Raw genomic sequence first — 15160 nt, forward strand, 5'->3', positions numbered from 1 at the left:
CCTGCACATGTCCCGGCAACCGCCGAAGCGATGCAATGTTGCAGAAACAGATATGAAATTAACATAAATAAATTCCTTATGGCAATTTCAATAACGTATGACTGATATTCAGGAAGGGCATAAGCTGATGCTGTGCGGCATTGCTTGATGCGGCGCAGCAAATATAAATTTAGCGGATTAGGATTAATCGCTTTGGGGTAGGAATATTCCCCAACCCGCCGCCAGCGCGGGGGCCAGGGGTATCAGGCGATAGATGCAGGGTCGGGAGGGGACGCGGAAAAATGCAGGTGGGTACACAGATGGTCAACAAAGACACGGATTTTGGGCGACAGGTGGCGGCTCGACGGCCACAGCACCCAGAACTTGCTCGAGTACAGCAAGCTGTCGGCCAGCACGGCTTGCAGTTCACCGCGTGCGATGGCGTCGCGCACGATAAAGTCGGGTAAATAGGCGAGGCCCACGCCCTGCGTGGCGGCACCGATCAAGGCTTCGATATTGTTGCAGGTCAATGCGGTCGGCAAGCGCAGCTCGCCGCCGCTGTCGCCCTCGGCGCGCTGCAGCGCCCATTCCTGCAACTTGCCCGTGGTGGGGAATTTATAGCGCACGCAGGCGTGCCCTTCCAGCGCACGCGGCGTGGCCGGCACGCCATGGCGGGCGAAGTACGCGGGAGAACCGACGATGGCAAAGGCAAACGGCCCCAGTTCGCGCGCCATCAGCCGCGAATCGGTGAGCGTTCCGCTGCGCACGGCCACGTCGACGCCTTCGGCCACCACGTCGACCAGGCGGTCGTTGAAATCGAGGTCCAGTTCGATCTCCGGGTACTTGCGCGTAAAGTCCGCCAGCAGGGGCAGGATGATGCGGTAGCCGATCACGGGCAGGCTGACGCGCAGCTTGCCGCGCGGCGCCTCGGCCAGGTGCGACAGTTCCGCCTCGGCATCGCCCAGGTCGGCCAGGATGCGCTGGCAGCGCTCGTAAAACAGCGCGCCCTCGTTGCTCAGGCTGATGCGCCGCGTGCTGCGGTTGAGCAGGCGCACGCCCAGCTTTTCTTCCAGCCGCGCCACGCTCTTGCCCACGGCCGAAGCCGACACGCCGAGCAGCCGCCCGGCCGCCACATAACTGGAAGTTTCCGCCGCGCGCACGAAGGCGGCTATGCCGTTCAAATTATCCATGCGACCTCAATTAGGGAATATTTGTCCGTTATGAGTGGATTTTCAGCCACTTTTTCATGGATTGCATCCATATTATCATCGGATTCCCTCTTTCTGGAATCATTCCCATGGATACGAATCACCGCATGCAGCCTGCCTCCGCGTCCCGGCGCGCCTTCGTGCTGGCCGCCGTCTGCCTCGCTGCGCTGTGCATGCCGCTCAGTTTTACGGGACCGGCCATCGCCATTCCCGCCATCGCCGCCGAGCTGCGCGGCACGCCGCTGGCGCTGGCCTGGATCACGAATGCCTTCATGCTCAGCTTTGGCGGCTGCCTGATGGTGGCCGGCGCGCTGGCCGACCGTTATGGCCGCAAGCGCGTGTTCTTGCTGGGCATGGCTGTGTTTTCCGCCGCCGCGCTGGCCTTGGCGGCCGCGCCCGCCATCCTGTGGCTCGACGTGCTGCGCGCCGTCCAGGGCCTGGGCTGCGCCATGGCCCTGTCGAGTGGACTGGCGGCCCTGGCTCAGGAATTCGACGGCCCGGCCCGCGCGCGCGCCTTCAGCCTGATCGGCACGGCCTTCGGCGCGGGCCTGGCCTTCGGCCCCTTCCTGGCCGGCACCTTGATCACGCATACGGGCTGGCGCGCCATCTTCATCGTCACGGCCGTGACCGGCCTGGCCGCCCTGCTGGCCGCCGCGCGCGCCATGCGCAACACGCGCGACCCGCAGGCGCAAGGCGTCGATTGGCCCGGCGCCCTGACGTTTACGGGCGCGCTCTCCCTGTTTACCTATGGCTTGCTGCAGGCGCCGCACAAAGGCTGGGGCAGCCCCGCCAGCCTGGGGCTGTTCGGTGGCGCGGCCTTGCTGCTGGCTGCGTTCATCCGCGTGGAGCGGCGCGCCGCGCGGCCCATGCTGGACTTGACCCTGTTCCGCCTGCCCGCCTTTGCCGGCGTGCAATTGCTGGCGGCCGCGCCCGCGTTTTCCTTCGTCGTGCTGCTCGTATTGCTGCCGGCCCGCTTCATCGGCATCGAAGGCTACAGCGCGCTGGAGGCGGGACGCATGATGATCGCCCTGTCCGCGCCCATGCTGGTGCTGCCGGTCCTGGCCGGCCTGGCGGCGCAGCGCCTTGCCGCCGCGCACATTTGCGCCAGCGGCCTGCTGCTGGCGGCGGGCGGCTTGCTGTGGCTGTCGACGTGTGCGCCGGGCCAGTCGCCCACTACCTTGATCGGGCCGCTGCTGCTGATCGGTTGCGGCATCAGCCTGCCCTGGGGCTTGATGGATGGTCTGGCCATCAGCGTCGTGCCCGTCGAACGGGCCGGCATGGCGGCCGGCATCTTTAACACGACGAGGGTGGCGGGCGAAGGCCTGGCGCTGGCCATCGTCAGCGCGCTGCTGGGCACGTTTACTGTCGCGGCGCTGGGCCACGCCGACCTTGCCGGCATCGGCGCGGAACAGGCGGCGCACGCGGGCTCCTTCCTGGCGCTGGGCGAGCTGCGCCATGCGGCCACCCTGCTGCCGCAGGCTGGCGCCGCCGAACTGGCGCAAGCGTACGGCACGGCCTTTTGCCACTTGCTGTATGTGCTGGCCAGCATTACGACGACCTCGGCCCTGCTGATTCTGGTCTTCCTGCGGCATCCTGCCCTTGCCGCAACGGACTCGACCACCCTACCCGCCTGCGACACTCCCTCCTGATCTCCTCCTGCCATACACGGCGGCGCCCACGCGCCGTCGCCCGCCTTTGATGTTTCTCCGCAACACCCACAAAGTTTCCGAACAACGCCAAGAACAAAACGAGTTTACTTATCAAAGCGCTTTGAACTATACTCAAAGCGCTTTGAGACATAGTTAAAGCGCTTTGGTTGTGCAAAGTGATGCGCGCCGATCCCACATCTATAAAAACACTGGAGACACAATGAACAAATTTTTCTTGAAAGCGTTGCCAGCGGCAGTGCTCATGGCCTTGAGCGCGTCGGCCCAGGCAGCCCTGCCGATCGACTTCGGCGGTTACATCCGCTCGGGCATCGGTACCAGCAGCGAAGGCGGCAAGGAAGCGTGTTTCGGCCTGGCCGGCGCCTCGTCCAAATATCGTCTGGGCAATGAGTGCGAAACCTACGGCGAGCTGAAATTCGGCGGCGAGGCCTTCAAGGCAGCGAACGGCACCACTTTCCGCATCAATACCCTGGTGGCGTTTTCCGTGAACCAGAACCAGGACTGGGAACAATCGGACCCGTCGTGGCGCGAAATGAACGTGGTGGCGGACAAGATCGGCACGGGCGCCTTCGCCGAAGCGCGCGCCTGGGTCGGCAAGCGCTACTACGACCGCCAGGACGTGCACATCACCGATTACTACTTCTGGAATAACAGCGGCCCTGGCGCCGGCCTGGAAAACATCGACCTGGGCGCGGCCAAGCTGGCCTACGCCATCGTGCGCACGGCCGACGACGGCGACAGCAAGCGCATGGGCCTGTCCCACGACTTGCGCTTCTCCGGCATCAAGGTCAACCCGGACGGCGAACTGACCTTGGGCCTGCAATTCAACCAGAAACGCAACGCGCAAGGCGCGGCGCCCATCGCCAGCGGCCACTTGCTGACCATCATGCATACGCAAGGCAATCTGCTGGGCGGCTTCAACAAGGTGGCACTGCAGTACGGCAAAGGCAGCGCGGCCAACACGGGCGGCTTCAGCCTGGGCGCCAGCAAGGATGACAAGGTCGTGCGCCTGACGGAACAGATCATGATCCAGCCCAAAGGTTCCTGGTCGGGCATGGGTACCTTCGTCTACGAAGACAAGGAAACGGCAGGCGTGAGCAGCAAGTGGACGTCGATCGGCGCGCGCCCCGTCTACCACTTCACGGACAACTACAGCCTGGCCGTGGAACTGGGCCACGACATCGTCAAGCCGGAAGGCGGCGAAAGCCGCAACCTGACCAAGCTGACCTTCGCGCCGCAACTGTCGGCCGGCAACAGCTTCTGGTCGCGCCCCGTGCTGCGCGCCTTCTACACCTACGCCAAATGGAACAAGGCAGCCCAGTCGGCCGCCGCGGCGGAATCGGCGCTGTCGTCGACGGGCGTGTTCGGTGGCAAGACCAATGGCAGCTCGATGGGCTTCCAGGTGGAAAGCTGGTGGTAATCGCCGGCATCTAGAACGTCGGCAAGCGTCCCCGGACGCTTGCCGGTGGCAGCAACACCGCCCGCATTTCGGGGCAGGCAGTAACCGGACCCACCATTTCGCCGCTGCACGCGATGGCCGGCAGCTTCAATGTAGTGATTCAGCAGTATCCTCTTTTAGCGCGGGCGCCCCTGGGTTTGCCCGCGTATTTTTTTGGGCGCCGCCGCCGCAGGTCATACCCCTGATCATTCCGGCATTTATCAGATAAACTACCCTTCATCGCACCGCATCGCTCCCGACCCACCCCATACGCAGCATTCATGAACCTCAAAAATCTCGCCAGAACGCTAGGAATATCCGAAACCACCGTCAGCCGCGCCTTGAATGGCTATCCAGAAGTGAGCGAACGCACGCGCGAGCGGGTGCTGGCCGCCGCGCAGGCGGCCGGCTACCGCCCCAATCCCATGGCGCGCAGCCTGGCCGTGGGGCGTACGAACATCGTCGGCATCATCTACCCGCTGATGCCGAACGACCTGGCCGACCCCATGTTCATCGACATCGTGGGCGGCATGTCCGAAGCGCTGGAAGCGCAGCAGATGGACATGATGATCGCGCCCGCCTCGGCCACCAACGAATTCCACACGTATGAACGCATGGTCAAGGGCCGCCGCATCGATGGCTTGATCGTCGGGCGCACGAAACCGTTCGACGAGCGCATCGCCTACCTGGCGCAGCAGGGCATGCCGTTCGTCGCGCATGGCCGCACGCAGCTGAACCAGCCACATGCGTGGTTCGACTACGACAACGAAGCGGGCATGCGCCTGGCCGTCGAGCGCCTGGCGCAGCTGGGCCACCAGCGCATCGGCCTGATCAGCGCCACGCCAGACCTGAACTTCGTGCGCCAGCGCGTCGAGAGTTTCCAGCACGCCATGCAGGCGGGCGGCCTGGCCGTCGATCCCGACAATCTGGTCGACAATGCGCACGACCGCCGCGCCGGCTACCAGGCCATGCAGCGCCTGCTGGCCCGCTCGCCCCGCCCCACCGCCGTCATCGTCGATAACCACATGTCGGGCGTGGGCGCCGTGCGCGCCCTGCTCGACGCGGGCATCGCCATCGGCCGCGAAATGTCGCTGATCGTCTGGGGCGTGATGGAAGATTCCCTGGCCGGCCATAACGTCACCACCGTCGTCCAGCCCGACCCGCGCGGCGCCGGCGCGAAGATGATCCACATGCTGCTGGCCCTGATGGACGGCACGCCCGTCACCGACCTGCAGGAACTGTGGCCATGCGAACTGCTGCCAGGGGAATCGGCGGGACCAGTAGTCCGCGCCTGATTTCCCCTCGCACCGCGCAATCCGCGAAATACCGGGGTCAGTCACTGCGTGATCGGAATGCGCCCCACCGGGACGCATTCCCCCGGCGGGTCTGACCCCGGCTCTCCCGTCTTGTTGTCCTGAATCACCCTCATAAAAAAATCGTATGTCTGGCGCGTGTATCGCTTTACTTTTCAAAGCGCTTTGAACTATACTCATTTCATACCCAAAGCGCTTTGAATTTTAAAATAAGACGTTCGCCTACCAACCAGCAGCGCCGCCCTGATAGCCACGGCTACAGGCACTTTTAAGAAATCATTCATGCCGACCATTCAGAACAATCTCGCCCACCTGCCCGCCGACTGGTGGCGCAGCGCCGTCATCTACCAGGTCTATCCACGCAGCTTCCTCGACAGCAATGGCGACGGCATCGGCGACTTGCCCGGCATTACCTCCAAGCTCGATTACATCGCCGCCCTGGGCGCCGACATCGTCTGGATCTCGCCCTTCTTCACATCGCCGATGAAGGACTTCGGCTACGACGTGGCCGACTTCTGCGACGTCGATCCCATGTTCGGCACCCTGGCCGATTTCGACCGCCTGGTGGCGCGCGCCCATGAACTGGGCCTGAAAGTGATGATCGACCAAGTGCTGTCGCATTCGTCCGACGTCCACCCGTGGTTCGTGGAAAGCCGCTCCAGCCGCGACAATCCCAAGGCCGACTGGTATGTGTGGGCCGACCAGAAACCGGACGGCACGCCGCCGAACAACTGGCTCTCCGTGTTCGGCGGTTCCGCCTGGCAATGGGAGCCGCGCCGCGGCCAGTACTACCTGCACGATTTTCTCGTCAGCCAGCCCGACCTGAACTTCCACAACCCGGCCGTGCAGCAGGCGCAGCTGGACAACCTGCGTTTCTGGCTCAAGCGCGGTGTCGACGGTTTCCGCTTCGATTCCTGCAATTTCCCCTACCACGACCAGTTGCTGCGCGACAATCCACCCGCCGCGCAGCGCGATGCGAGCAGCGTGTCGGCCATCAACCCGTACGGCATGCAGGCGCACATGTACGACAAGACGCAGCCGGAAAACATCGCCTATCTGCAGCGCGTGCGCGCCATCCTTGATGAATACCAGGCCATTTCCATCGGCGAAGTGGGCGACGACAATGCGCTGGCCACGATGGCCGCCTACACGGGTGCCGACAAGCTGCACATGGCTTACAGTTTCAACCTGCTGACGGCCGAGTTTTCCGCCGCGCACATCCGCAAGCAGGTGGAAGAATTCGAGGCGCAAGTGGCCGACGGCTGGGCATCTTGGTCAGTGGGCAACCACGACAGCGTGCGCGTCATGACGCGCTGGGGCGGCCAGAACCCGTCGCCGTCGCTGGCCAAGGTGGTGCTGGCCGTGCAGGCGGCCTTGAAAGGCACGCCCTGCCTGTACCAGGGCGACGAGCTGGCCCTGACGGAAGCGGACATTCCTTTCGAAGCGCTGCAAGACCCGTACGGCATCCCGTTCTGGCCCCAGTTCAAGGGCCGCGACGGCTGCCGCACGCCGATGCCATGGGTGGCCGATGCGCCGCATGGCGGCTTCAGTTCGGCAAAACCCTGGCTGCCCGTGCCGCCCGAACACCTGGCGCGCGCGGTGGATGTGGAAAAAAACGATTCTGCTTCACCATTGCGCTTTGCGCAAAATATCCTCGCCTGGCGCCGCACCCTGCCGCAGTTGCTGCGCGGCGATATCGTCTTCTTCGATGCGCCGGAACCCGTGCTGGCCCTGCGCCGCGACTTGCCGGGACAGCCGTCCGTGCTGGCCGCCTTCAACCTGGGCACGGAGGCGGTCACCTTCGCCTGGCCTGACGCGGCGCCAGCAGCCGGCCTGGCCGGTCACGGCTTGCCAGGCAGTAAAGATGGCCAGCAGATCAGCCTGCCCCCGCATGGCGGCTGGTTCGGCACGCACGCTTAAACAGTACCCTTTGGCGGCCATGCCGCCAATTACAATAACGAGCCCCGCGCATCAGCGGGGCCAAATTGAGAGAACGAGGACGACATGGCTGGACTGAAATTAACAGGCCTGAAGAAGGCATATGGCGACGTGCAAACCCTGCACGGCATCGACCTGGAGATCGCCGATGGCGAATTCATGGTCTTCGTGGGCCCGTCGGGTTGCGGCAAATCGACCTTGCTGCGCAGCATCTGCGGCCTGGAAGAAATCAGCGGCGGCGACTTATTCATCGGCAAGACGCGCATGAACGACGTGCCGCCCGCCAAGCGCGGCATCGCCATGGTCTTCCAGAGCTACGCCCTGTATCCGCACATGAGCGTGGCACAGAACATGGCCTTCGGCCTGAAACTGGCCGGCATGAGCAAGGTACAAATTGCCGACGCCGTGCAGCGCGCCGCGCAAATCCTGCGCATCGAACCTTTGCTCGAACGCAAGCCGAAAGACTTGTCGGGCGGCCAGCGCCAGCGCGTGGCCATCGGCCGCGCCATCGTGCGCAAGCCCGACGTCTTCCTGTTCGACGAACCGCTGTCGAACCTGGACGCCTCCTTGCGCGTGCAGATGCGCATCGAACTGGCGAATCTGCACCGCGAATTGCGCTCGACCATGATTTACGTCACGCATGACCAGGTCGAGGCGATGACCCTGGCCGACCGCATCGTCGTGCTCAACGCGGGACGCATCGAACAGGTGGGCGCACCGCTCGAGCTGTACCACCATCCCGCCAACCTGTTCGTGGCCGGCTTCCTCGGTTCGCCCCGCATGAACTTCCTCAAAGGCAAGATCCACAGCTATATCGACGGCGTGGCCACCATCGCCACCAACGCGGGCGGCATGCTGCAGGCGGCGTTGACGCAGCCGCTGGCCAGCGGTATGCCCGTCACCGTCGGCGCGCGCCCCGAGCACGTGCAGGCATGCGCGCCCGGTGCCGCTGCCGCCATCACGGCCACCGTGCAGGCGGTGGAAAAACTGGGCGACATCAGCTATCTGTATGTGCACGTCCCGGGCGGCGACGAGCCGCTGGTGGTGCGCGCCGATGCGGATACGGACTGGGCGATTGGCCAGTCCGTATCGCTGCAGGTGGCGCCCGCCCGCGTCCACGTGTTCGACGAGCACGGCCAGACCCGCACCTGATCTATCCGCTTTAGGGGCCAGGCGCTACAGGCGCCGCCTGGCCTGGTTGCATCGTTTCAGCCTTGATACTCAACATAAACTTAGCATAAAAAAAGATACTGGAGATTGACATGTCCTTCACGCACCCGAAACGCAGCTTCATCAAAACCACCCTGATCGCCGCCGCCCTGGCCGGCATCGGCAACCTGGCCGCCGTCAGCATGGCGAACGCGGCCGAAGCAGGCACCCTGTTGATCTGGATCAATGGCGACAAAGGCTACAAGGGCCTGGCCAAGGTCGGCGAAGAATTCACCAAGAAGACGGGCGTCAAGGTCGTCGTCGAGCACCCGGAAGATGCGCCGAACAAATTCCAGCAGGCGGCCGCCGCCGGCAAGGGCCCGGACATCTGGATCTGGCCGCATGACCGCATCGGCGGCTGGATCGACGCAGGCTTGCTGCAACCAGTGACGCCAAGCAAGGAAGCGCGCGCCGCCATCCTGCCGCTGGCCTGGAATGCCTTCACCGTGGGCGGCAAGACCTGGGGCTACCCGATCTCGATCGAAGCCGTCGCCCTCGTCTACAACAAGGACCTGGTGCCGACCCCGCCTAAGACCTTCGAGGAAATCGCCGCGCTGGACAAGAAACTCTCCGCACAAGGCAAGAAAGCCATCCTGTGGGATTACACGAATACCTATTTCACGTGGCCTTTGCTGGGCGCGGGCGGCGGCTTCCCGTTTGAAGTCAAGTCCGACGGCCGCTACGATGCAGCGAAAACGGGCGTGAACAATGCCGGTTCGCAAGCCGGCGTGAATGCGCTGATGACTCTGATCAACAGCGGCGCCATGCCGAAGGGCGCGGGCTACGCGGAGATGGAAGCGGGCTTCAACCAGGGCAAGATCGCCATGATGATCAACGGCCCATGGTCGTGGGACAATGCGCGCAAATCGAAGATCAATTACGGCGTGGCAACGATTCCTACCGTGGCAGGCAAGACGGCCACCCCATTCGTGGGCGTGCTGGGTGCGATGATTTCGAAAGCCAGTCCGAACAAGGACTTGGCGACGGAATTTCTGGAAAACCAGATGCTGCAGCTCAATGGCCTGAAAACCATCAACGCCGACGTCCCGCTGGGCACGCCAGCTAATAAAGTGCTGTTCGCGGAATTGAAAGCCAATCCGAACATCCAGGCGACGATGGAAAGCGCCCAAGCGGGCCGCCCGATGCCGAACAATCCGGAAATGGGCCGCTTCTGGTCGTCGATGCAATCGGCGCTGGAAAACATCACCCAGGGCCGCCAGACGACCAAGGATGGCCTGGATGCGGCGGCGAAGCGGATTACGACCGCCAATTAATTAGCTTTAGGTAGGTCGGATTAGGCCCGAAGGGCCGTAATCCGACAAACATTGTTGGCGGCTGATGTCGGATTACGCGGCGCAGCCGCTAATCCGACCTACGCCACCACGCTTGACATCCAGCATCCATCTTCACAGGTATCCCATCGTGCGCAAGTTTATCGGCCCTACGGTATTGACCATCAGCATGGCGCTGGGTCTGTATCTGCTCTTCATGTTGTACATTTCCGGCCAGACCATGCTGGCCGCCGTTTTCCTCGGCTTGCTGACCCTGACGACGTTTGTCTTCACGTCGCCGCGCGCCTATGCCTACCGTTATCTGTTTCCCGGCATCACGGCGGTAATCGTCTTCGTGCTGCTGCCGATGGTGTACACGGTGTCGATCGGCTTTACCAATTTCAGTTCGCGCAACCTGCTCACCTATGACAGGGCCACGCAATACCTGCTCGACGAGACGCAGCGCGTGGAAAGCGCCGGCTATGCCATGACCGTGCATGCCGACAACAAGGAATACCGCTTGCGCCTGGAAAGCCCGGACACGGGCGAAGTGCTGCTGACGCCGCCGCTGGCCCTGAAGCGCGCCGTCCCGCTGAAGGTGGACGTGGCGCCGGCTGACCCCGTGCAGGCGCCCGTGCTGGCCCCTGCCCTGCCCATCAAGGACATCATCGCCCTGCAAAAGGACTTGAAGCTGCTCACCCTGGTCCTGCCGAACAGGATCGAGCTGCGCATGGTGGGCTTGCGCGAATTCGGCCCCGTCGCGCATGTCTACAAACAATTGCCGGACAAGACCCTCAAAAAAGTCGCCACGGGCGAACTCGTGACGCCGAACTTCAAGACGGGCTTTTATGAAATGCCGGACGGCACGAAACTGGAACCGGGCTTCAAGGTCAATGTGGGCTTTGCCAACTTCGTGAAAATCTTCTCCGATGAAGCGTTCCGCGGCCCCTTCCTGCGTATTTTCGTCTGGACCATCGTCTTCGCCCTGATCAGCGTGGCCACCACGACGGGCCTGGGCATGGTGCTGGCCGTTCTGCTGAACTGGGATGCGCTGCGCTTCCGCGGCCTGTACCGCACCCTGCTGTTCCTGCCATACGCTGTGCCCGGTTTCATTTCCATCCTCGTCTTCAAGGGGTTGTTCAATAACAACTTCGGCGAAATCAACCTCGTGCTCGACGCCCTGTTCGGCATCAAGCCCGCCTGGTTCTCGGACACCACGCTGGCCAAGGCCATGATCCTGATCGTCAACACCTGGCTCGGCTACCCCTACATGATGGTGGTGTGCATGGGTCTCATCAAGGCGATCCCGTCGGACCTGTACGAAGCGTCGGCCCTGGCCGGCGCGGGACCGCTGACGAATTTCTTCAAGATCACCCTGCCCCTGATCATCAAGCCGCTGACGCCTTTGATGGTGGCCAGCCTGGGTTTCAACTTCAATAATTTCGTGCTGATCAGCTTGCTGACGGGCGGGCGTCCCGATTTCCTCGACACAACGTTACCGGCCGGCACGACGGACTTGCTCGTGTCCTACACCTACCGCATCGCGTTCGAGGATTCCGGCCAGAACTTTGGCCTGGCCGCCGCCATCTCGACCCTGATCTTCTTCCTCGTGGCCGCGATTTCGCTGGTCAACATGCGCCTGACGCGCATGAACAAAGCATAAAGGACAGTAATGGCTATCGTTGTCGACCGTTCCAACCGCTGGCGCATCCTGGCGGCCCACGTCGCCGTGATCGCGCTGATCGCGCTGGTGATGTTCCCCTTCCTGATGATCCTGTCGATTTCTTTGCGACCAGGCAACTTCGCCTCGGGCAGCTTGATCCCGCCCGAGATCAGCTTCGAGCACTGGCGATTGGCGCTGGGCATGTCTTACCAGGCGCCCAACGGCGCCCTGGTCGAACCGGACTTCCCCGTGCTGCTGTGGCTGTGGAATTCCATCAAGGTGGCCAGCATGAGCGCCACCGTCACCGTGCTGCTGTCGACCACGTGCGCGTATGCGTTCGCGCGCATGCAGTTCCGCTTCAAGTCGCAGACGCTGTCCGCGCTGATGCTGCTGCAGATGTTCCCCGCCGTGCTGGCCCTGGTGGCCATCTACGCCATCTTCGACGTGCTGGGCAGCTACGTGCCTTGGCTGGGCATCGACCACCACGGCAGCCTGGTGCTGGCCTACACGGGCGGCATCGCCCTGCATATCTGGACCATCAAGGGCTATTATCAAACCATCCCCGTCGAGATCGAGGAAGCGGCCAAGGTCGACGGCGCCACGCAGTGGCAGGCCTTCGTCTACGTGCTGCTGCCGATGACGGTGCCCATCCTGATGGTGGTGTTCCTGCTGTCCTTCATCGGCGCCATCATCGAATACCCGATCGCTTCCGTGCTGCTGCATGAGCAGAACAACCTGACCCTGGCCGTCGGCTCGAAACTGTTCCTGTACGAGCAAAAATACCTGTGGGGCGACTTCGCCGCGGCGGCCATTTTGTCCGGCTTGCCGATCACGGCCGTGTTCCTGCTGGCGCAAAAATGGATGATCTCCGGCCTGACGGCCGGCGGCGTGAAGGGCTGACCATGCGACGCTCCCTGACTACGCTGGCCGCCCTGTTACTCTGCGCTTCGGCGCAGGCAGGGAGTTTTGCAGACAATCCCATCGTCTACTTCGCCGTGACGGACCGTTTCGCCAACGGCAATCCCGGCAACGACCACAGTTACGGCCGCGCCGCCGACCCGCAAGGCGGCGACGTGGGCAGCTTTCACGGCGGCGACATCGCCGGCATCACGCAGCAGCTCAAAGCCGGCTATTTCAAGGAACTGGGCGTCAACGCCCTGTGGATCACGGCACCGTACGAGCAGATCCACGGCTGGGTGGTGGGCGGCAAGCAGCAATTCCAGCACTATGCCTACCACGGCTACTGGGCACTCGATTACACCACGATGGACGCCAACATGGGCACGCGCGACGAGCTGCGCGAGATGATCGCCACGGCGCACGCGCAAGGCATCCGCGTGCTGTTCGACGTGGTGCTGAACCACCCCGGCTATGCGGACTTGCGCACCCTGGCCGAATACAAGGTGCCCGTGCTGTGGCCCGGCCATGACAAGGCCGCGCTGCGCGATTATCACAGCTTCATCGACTACAACAACTTCGAATTCAAGCAATGGTGGGGGCCGGACTGGGTACGCGCGGGCCTGCCCGGCTATTCCGATGGCGGCAAGGACGACTACACGATGCAGCTGGCCTACCTGCCCGACTTCCGCACGGAGAGCGGCAAGGCCGTGGGCTTGCCGCCGATTTTGCAGCGCAAGACGGACACGCGTGCCGTCGCCCTGCCCGGCACCACGGTGCGCGGTTATCTGGTGCACTGGCTGGCCGACTGGGTGCGCGAATTCGGCGTCGACGGTTTCAGGGCCGACACCGTCAAGCACGTGGAGCCGGCCAGCTGGCTGGCCCTGCGCGCGGCGGCCACGGAGGCATTACAAGACTGGAAAACGCGCCATCCCGAACAAAAGATCGACGACGCACCGTTCTGGATGACGGGCGAAGCGTGGGGCCATGGCCCCGAGCGCAGCAGCTGGTTTGATGCCGGCTTCGACTCGATGATCAATTTCGACTTTCAACACCGCGCGGGCGGCGACTGGAAAAGCATCGACGGCGTGTATCGCCAGTACGCGGGCTTACTGGCGAAAGAGCCACGCCACGACATCCTGTCGTACATCTCCTCGCACGACACCAGCCTGTTCCCGCGCGATCAATTGAAGCACGGCTTGTCCGCCCTGCTGCTGGCGCCGGGCGGCGTGCAGCTGTTCTATGGCGATGAAAGCGCGCGCCAGCCTGGCACGGCGCCCATCGGCGACGAACAGCAGGCCACGCGGTCAAGCATGAACTGGGGCTCGCTCGATGCCGCCACCCTCGCGCATGCGCGCAAGCTGGGCCAGTTCCGCCTGCGCCACCCTGCCCTGGCGCGCGGTGAACACCGGTTCATCAACGACAAGCCGTACGCATTCGCCCGCGTGATGGATGGTGACGCCGTCATCGCCGTGCCCGAGGCGCAAGGCGCGCTCTCACTGAAGGTGCACGGCGTGTTCGCCGATGGCACCCTGCTGCGCGACGCCTACACCAATCAAACCTGTATCGTCAAAGATGGCACCGTCGCGGTACACGCGGCCGGCACCGCCCTGTTAGAAAAGGCTGCACCATGAGTACCTATGACATCCTGGTGGTCGGCGGCGCCGGCATCGACACGATCGTGCGCGTCCCCGACCTGCAATTGCCCGTGGCCGATTCGCTGCACGTGCCCCCCATCCGCGACTACGTGGCGCACACGGGCAATGGCGTGGCGCTCGGTTGCCACGCGCTGGGCCTGCGCTGCAAGTTCATCGACTTCATCGGCGACGATGCGCAAGGCGCGGCCATTCTGCAGCGCTATAAAGAGACCAAACTCGATTTTTCACACCTAGTCGAACCCTCGGGCACACGGCGCAGCGTCAACCTGGTCGACCCGCAGGGGCGCAGACTGTCGCTGTACGACGGCCGCCACCCGGAAGACCTGCGCATGCCGGCCGCTTTCTATCTTCCCTACCTGGGACCGGCGCGCCACGCGCACTTTTCCATCATGGGCTGGGTGGCCGCACTGTTTGACGACGCGCAAGCGTGCGGCACGACGGTATCGACCGATCTGCACGACTGGGATGGCGTCAACCCGCACCACAAGGTCTTTGCCCTGCGCGCCGACCTGGTGTTTCTCAGCACGGCGGCGCTGGGCGAGCGTCGGGACGACGTCATGCGCGAAATTATTTGGCAAGGCCGCGCGCAGGCCGTGATCGCCATGGCCGGCGCGCACGGCGCCTACCTGCTGGAACGGGGCAGCGCGTCCGTGCGCCACACTCCGACGGCGGGATTGAAGCTGCCCGTGGTGGACACGAATGGCGCGGGCGACTCGTTCGTCGCCGCGTTTTTGCACGCCTGGCTGGCAGGATTGCCGCTCGACGAAGCCATGCGCCGCGGCGCCATCGGCGGCGCGTTTGCCTGCGCCCAGCATGGCACGCATGAACGGTTCATCGGCCAGGCAGAGCTGCAGCAATACGACGCTGTTTCCCAAGCAAACCCGCCTTGGTAAGCCTGGGGGGGACGTGAGCCGCCTAA

The 15160-nt window shown here is 63.6% G+C and carries 11 protein-coding genes; 10 read left to right on the forward strand and 1 reads right to left on the reverse strand.

What is annotated here, in order from left to right; translation table 11 throughout:
* Nucleotides 1-242: 242 nt before the first annotated feature.
* Entirely contained in the window at nt 243-1169 is a 927-nt protein-coding gene (locus tag JAB8_RS12510; protein ID WP_070289741.1) for a LysR family transcriptional regulator, read from the reverse strand.
* A gap of 107 nt (nt 1170-1276) precedes the next feature.
* Between JAB8_RS12510 and JAB8_RS12515 the strand changes: the two genes are divergently transcribed.
* From JAB8_RS12515 to JAB8_RS12560, 10 genes are all read left to right on the forward strand, one after another.
* A complete protein-coding gene (locus JAB8_RS12515) occupies nt 1277-2836 on the forward strand; it encodes an MFS transporter (RefSeq protein WP_070289743.1) in 1560 nt (519 codons plus the stop codon).
* A gap of 220 nt (nt 2837-3056) precedes the next feature.
* Nucleotides 3057-4274: a carbohydrate porin gene (locus JAB8_RS12520; protein WP_070218271.1), complete on the forward strand. Its 1218-nt coding sequence runs from the start codon at nt 3057-3059 to the stop codon at nt 4272-4274.
* A 299-nt stretch (nt 4275-4573) separates the two neighbouring features.
* Complete coding sequence (locus JAB8_RS12525) at nt 4574-5587, forward strand: substrate-binding domain-containing protein (protein ID WP_070289745.1); 1014 nt, start codon at nt 4574-4576, stop codon at nt 5585-5587.
* A gap of 300 nt (nt 5588-5887) precedes the next feature.
* Nucleotides 5888-7525, forward strand: coding sequence for an alpha-amylase family glycosyl hydrolase (locus JAB8_RS12530; protein WP_070289747.1), 1638 nt, complete (start codon nt 5888-5890; stop codon nt 7523-7525).
* 84 nt (nt 7526-7609) lie between these two features.
* The gene (gene ugpC, locus JAB8_RS12535; protein WP_070218274.1) at nt 7610-8695 is read left to right on the forward strand and encodes a sn-glycerol-3-phosphate ABC transporter ATP-binding protein UgpC; all 1086 of its coding nucleotides are present in this window, start codon (nt 7610-7612) and stop codon (nt 8693-8695) included.
* 110 nt (nt 8696-8805) lie between these two features.
* Nucleotides 8806-10026, forward strand: a complete 1221-nt coding sequence (gene malE / locus JAB8_RS12540) for a maltose/maltodextrin ABC transporter substrate-binding protein MalE (RefSeq protein WP_070218275.1) — start codon at nt 8806-8808, stop codon at nt 10024-10026.
* Nucleotides 10027-10174: 148 nt separating this feature from the next.
* A complete protein-coding gene (gene malF, locus JAB8_RS12545) occupies nt 10175-11686 on the forward strand; it encodes a maltose ABC transporter permease MalF (protein WP_071654406.1) in 1512 nt (503 codons plus the stop codon).
* A 9-nt stretch (nt 11687-11695) separates the two neighbouring features.
* Nucleotides 11696-12586, forward strand: coding sequence for a maltose ABC transporter permease MalG (malG, locus tag JAB8_RS12550; protein WP_070218276.1), 891 nt, complete (start codon nt 11696-11698; stop codon nt 12584-12586).
* 2 nt (nt 12587-12588) lie between these two features.
* Nucleotides 12589-14217 carry an alpha-amylase family glycosyl hydrolase gene (locus JAB8_RS12555; protein WP_070289749.1) on the forward strand — a complete coding sequence of 543 codons (1629 nt, stop codon included), beginning with the start codon at nt 12589-12591 and terminating at the stop codon, nt 14215-14217.
* On the forward strand, nt 14214-15134 hold the full coding sequence (locus tag JAB8_RS12560) for a PfkB family carbohydrate kinase (protein ID WP_070289751.1): 921 nt from the start codon (nt 14214-14216) through the stop codon (nt 15132-15134). Before JAB8_RS12555 ends, JAB8_RS12560 begins: the two co-directional genes overlap by 4 nt.
* Nucleotides 15135-15160 lie beyond the last annotated feature (26 nt).

The organism is Janthinobacterium sp. HH106 (genome assembly GCF_001758725.1).
In the GTDB taxonomy this organism is placed as follows: domain Bacteria; phylum Pseudomonadota; class Gammaproteobacteria; order Burkholderiales; family Burkholderiaceae_D; genus Janthinobacterium.

Coding starts and splice junctions, on each gene's coding strand:
- JAB8_RS12510 (WP_070289741.1), bottom strand. CDS start 1,169: ATGGATAATTTGAACGGCATAGCCGCCTTCGTGCGCGCGGCGGAAACT.
- JAB8_RS12515 (WP_070289743.1), top strand. CDS start 1,277: ATGGATACGAATCACCGCATGCAGCCTGCCTCCGCGTCCCGGCGCGCC.
- JAB8_RS12520 (WP_070218271.1), top strand. CDS start 3,057: ATGAACAAATTTTTCTTGAAAGCGTTGCCAGCGGCAGTGCTCATGGCC.
- JAB8_RS12525 (WP_070289745.1), top strand. CDS start 4,574: ATGAACCTCAAAAATCTCGCCAGAACGCTAGGAATATCCGAAACCACC.
- JAB8_RS12530 (WP_070289747.1), top strand. CDS start 5,888: ATGCCGACCATTCAGAACAATCTCGCCCACCTGCCCGCCGACTGGTGG.
- ugpC (WP_070218274.1), top strand. CDS start 7,610: ATGGCTGGACTGAAATTAACAGGCCTGAAGAAGGCATATGGCGACGTG.
- malE (WP_070218275.1), top strand. CDS start 8,806: ATGTCCTTCACGCACCCGAAACGCAGCTTCATCAAAACCACCCTGATC.
- malG (WP_070218276.1), top strand. CDS start 11,696: ATGGCTATCGTTGTCGACCGTTCCAACCGCTGGCGCATCCTGGCGGCC.
- JAB8_RS12555 (WP_070289749.1), top strand. CDS start 12,589: ATGCGACGCTCCCTGACTACGCTGGCCGCCCTGTTACTCTGCGCTTCG.
- JAB8_RS12560 (WP_070289751.1), top strand. CDS start 14,214: ATGAGTACCTATGACATCCTGGTGGTCGGCGGCGCCGGCATCGACACG.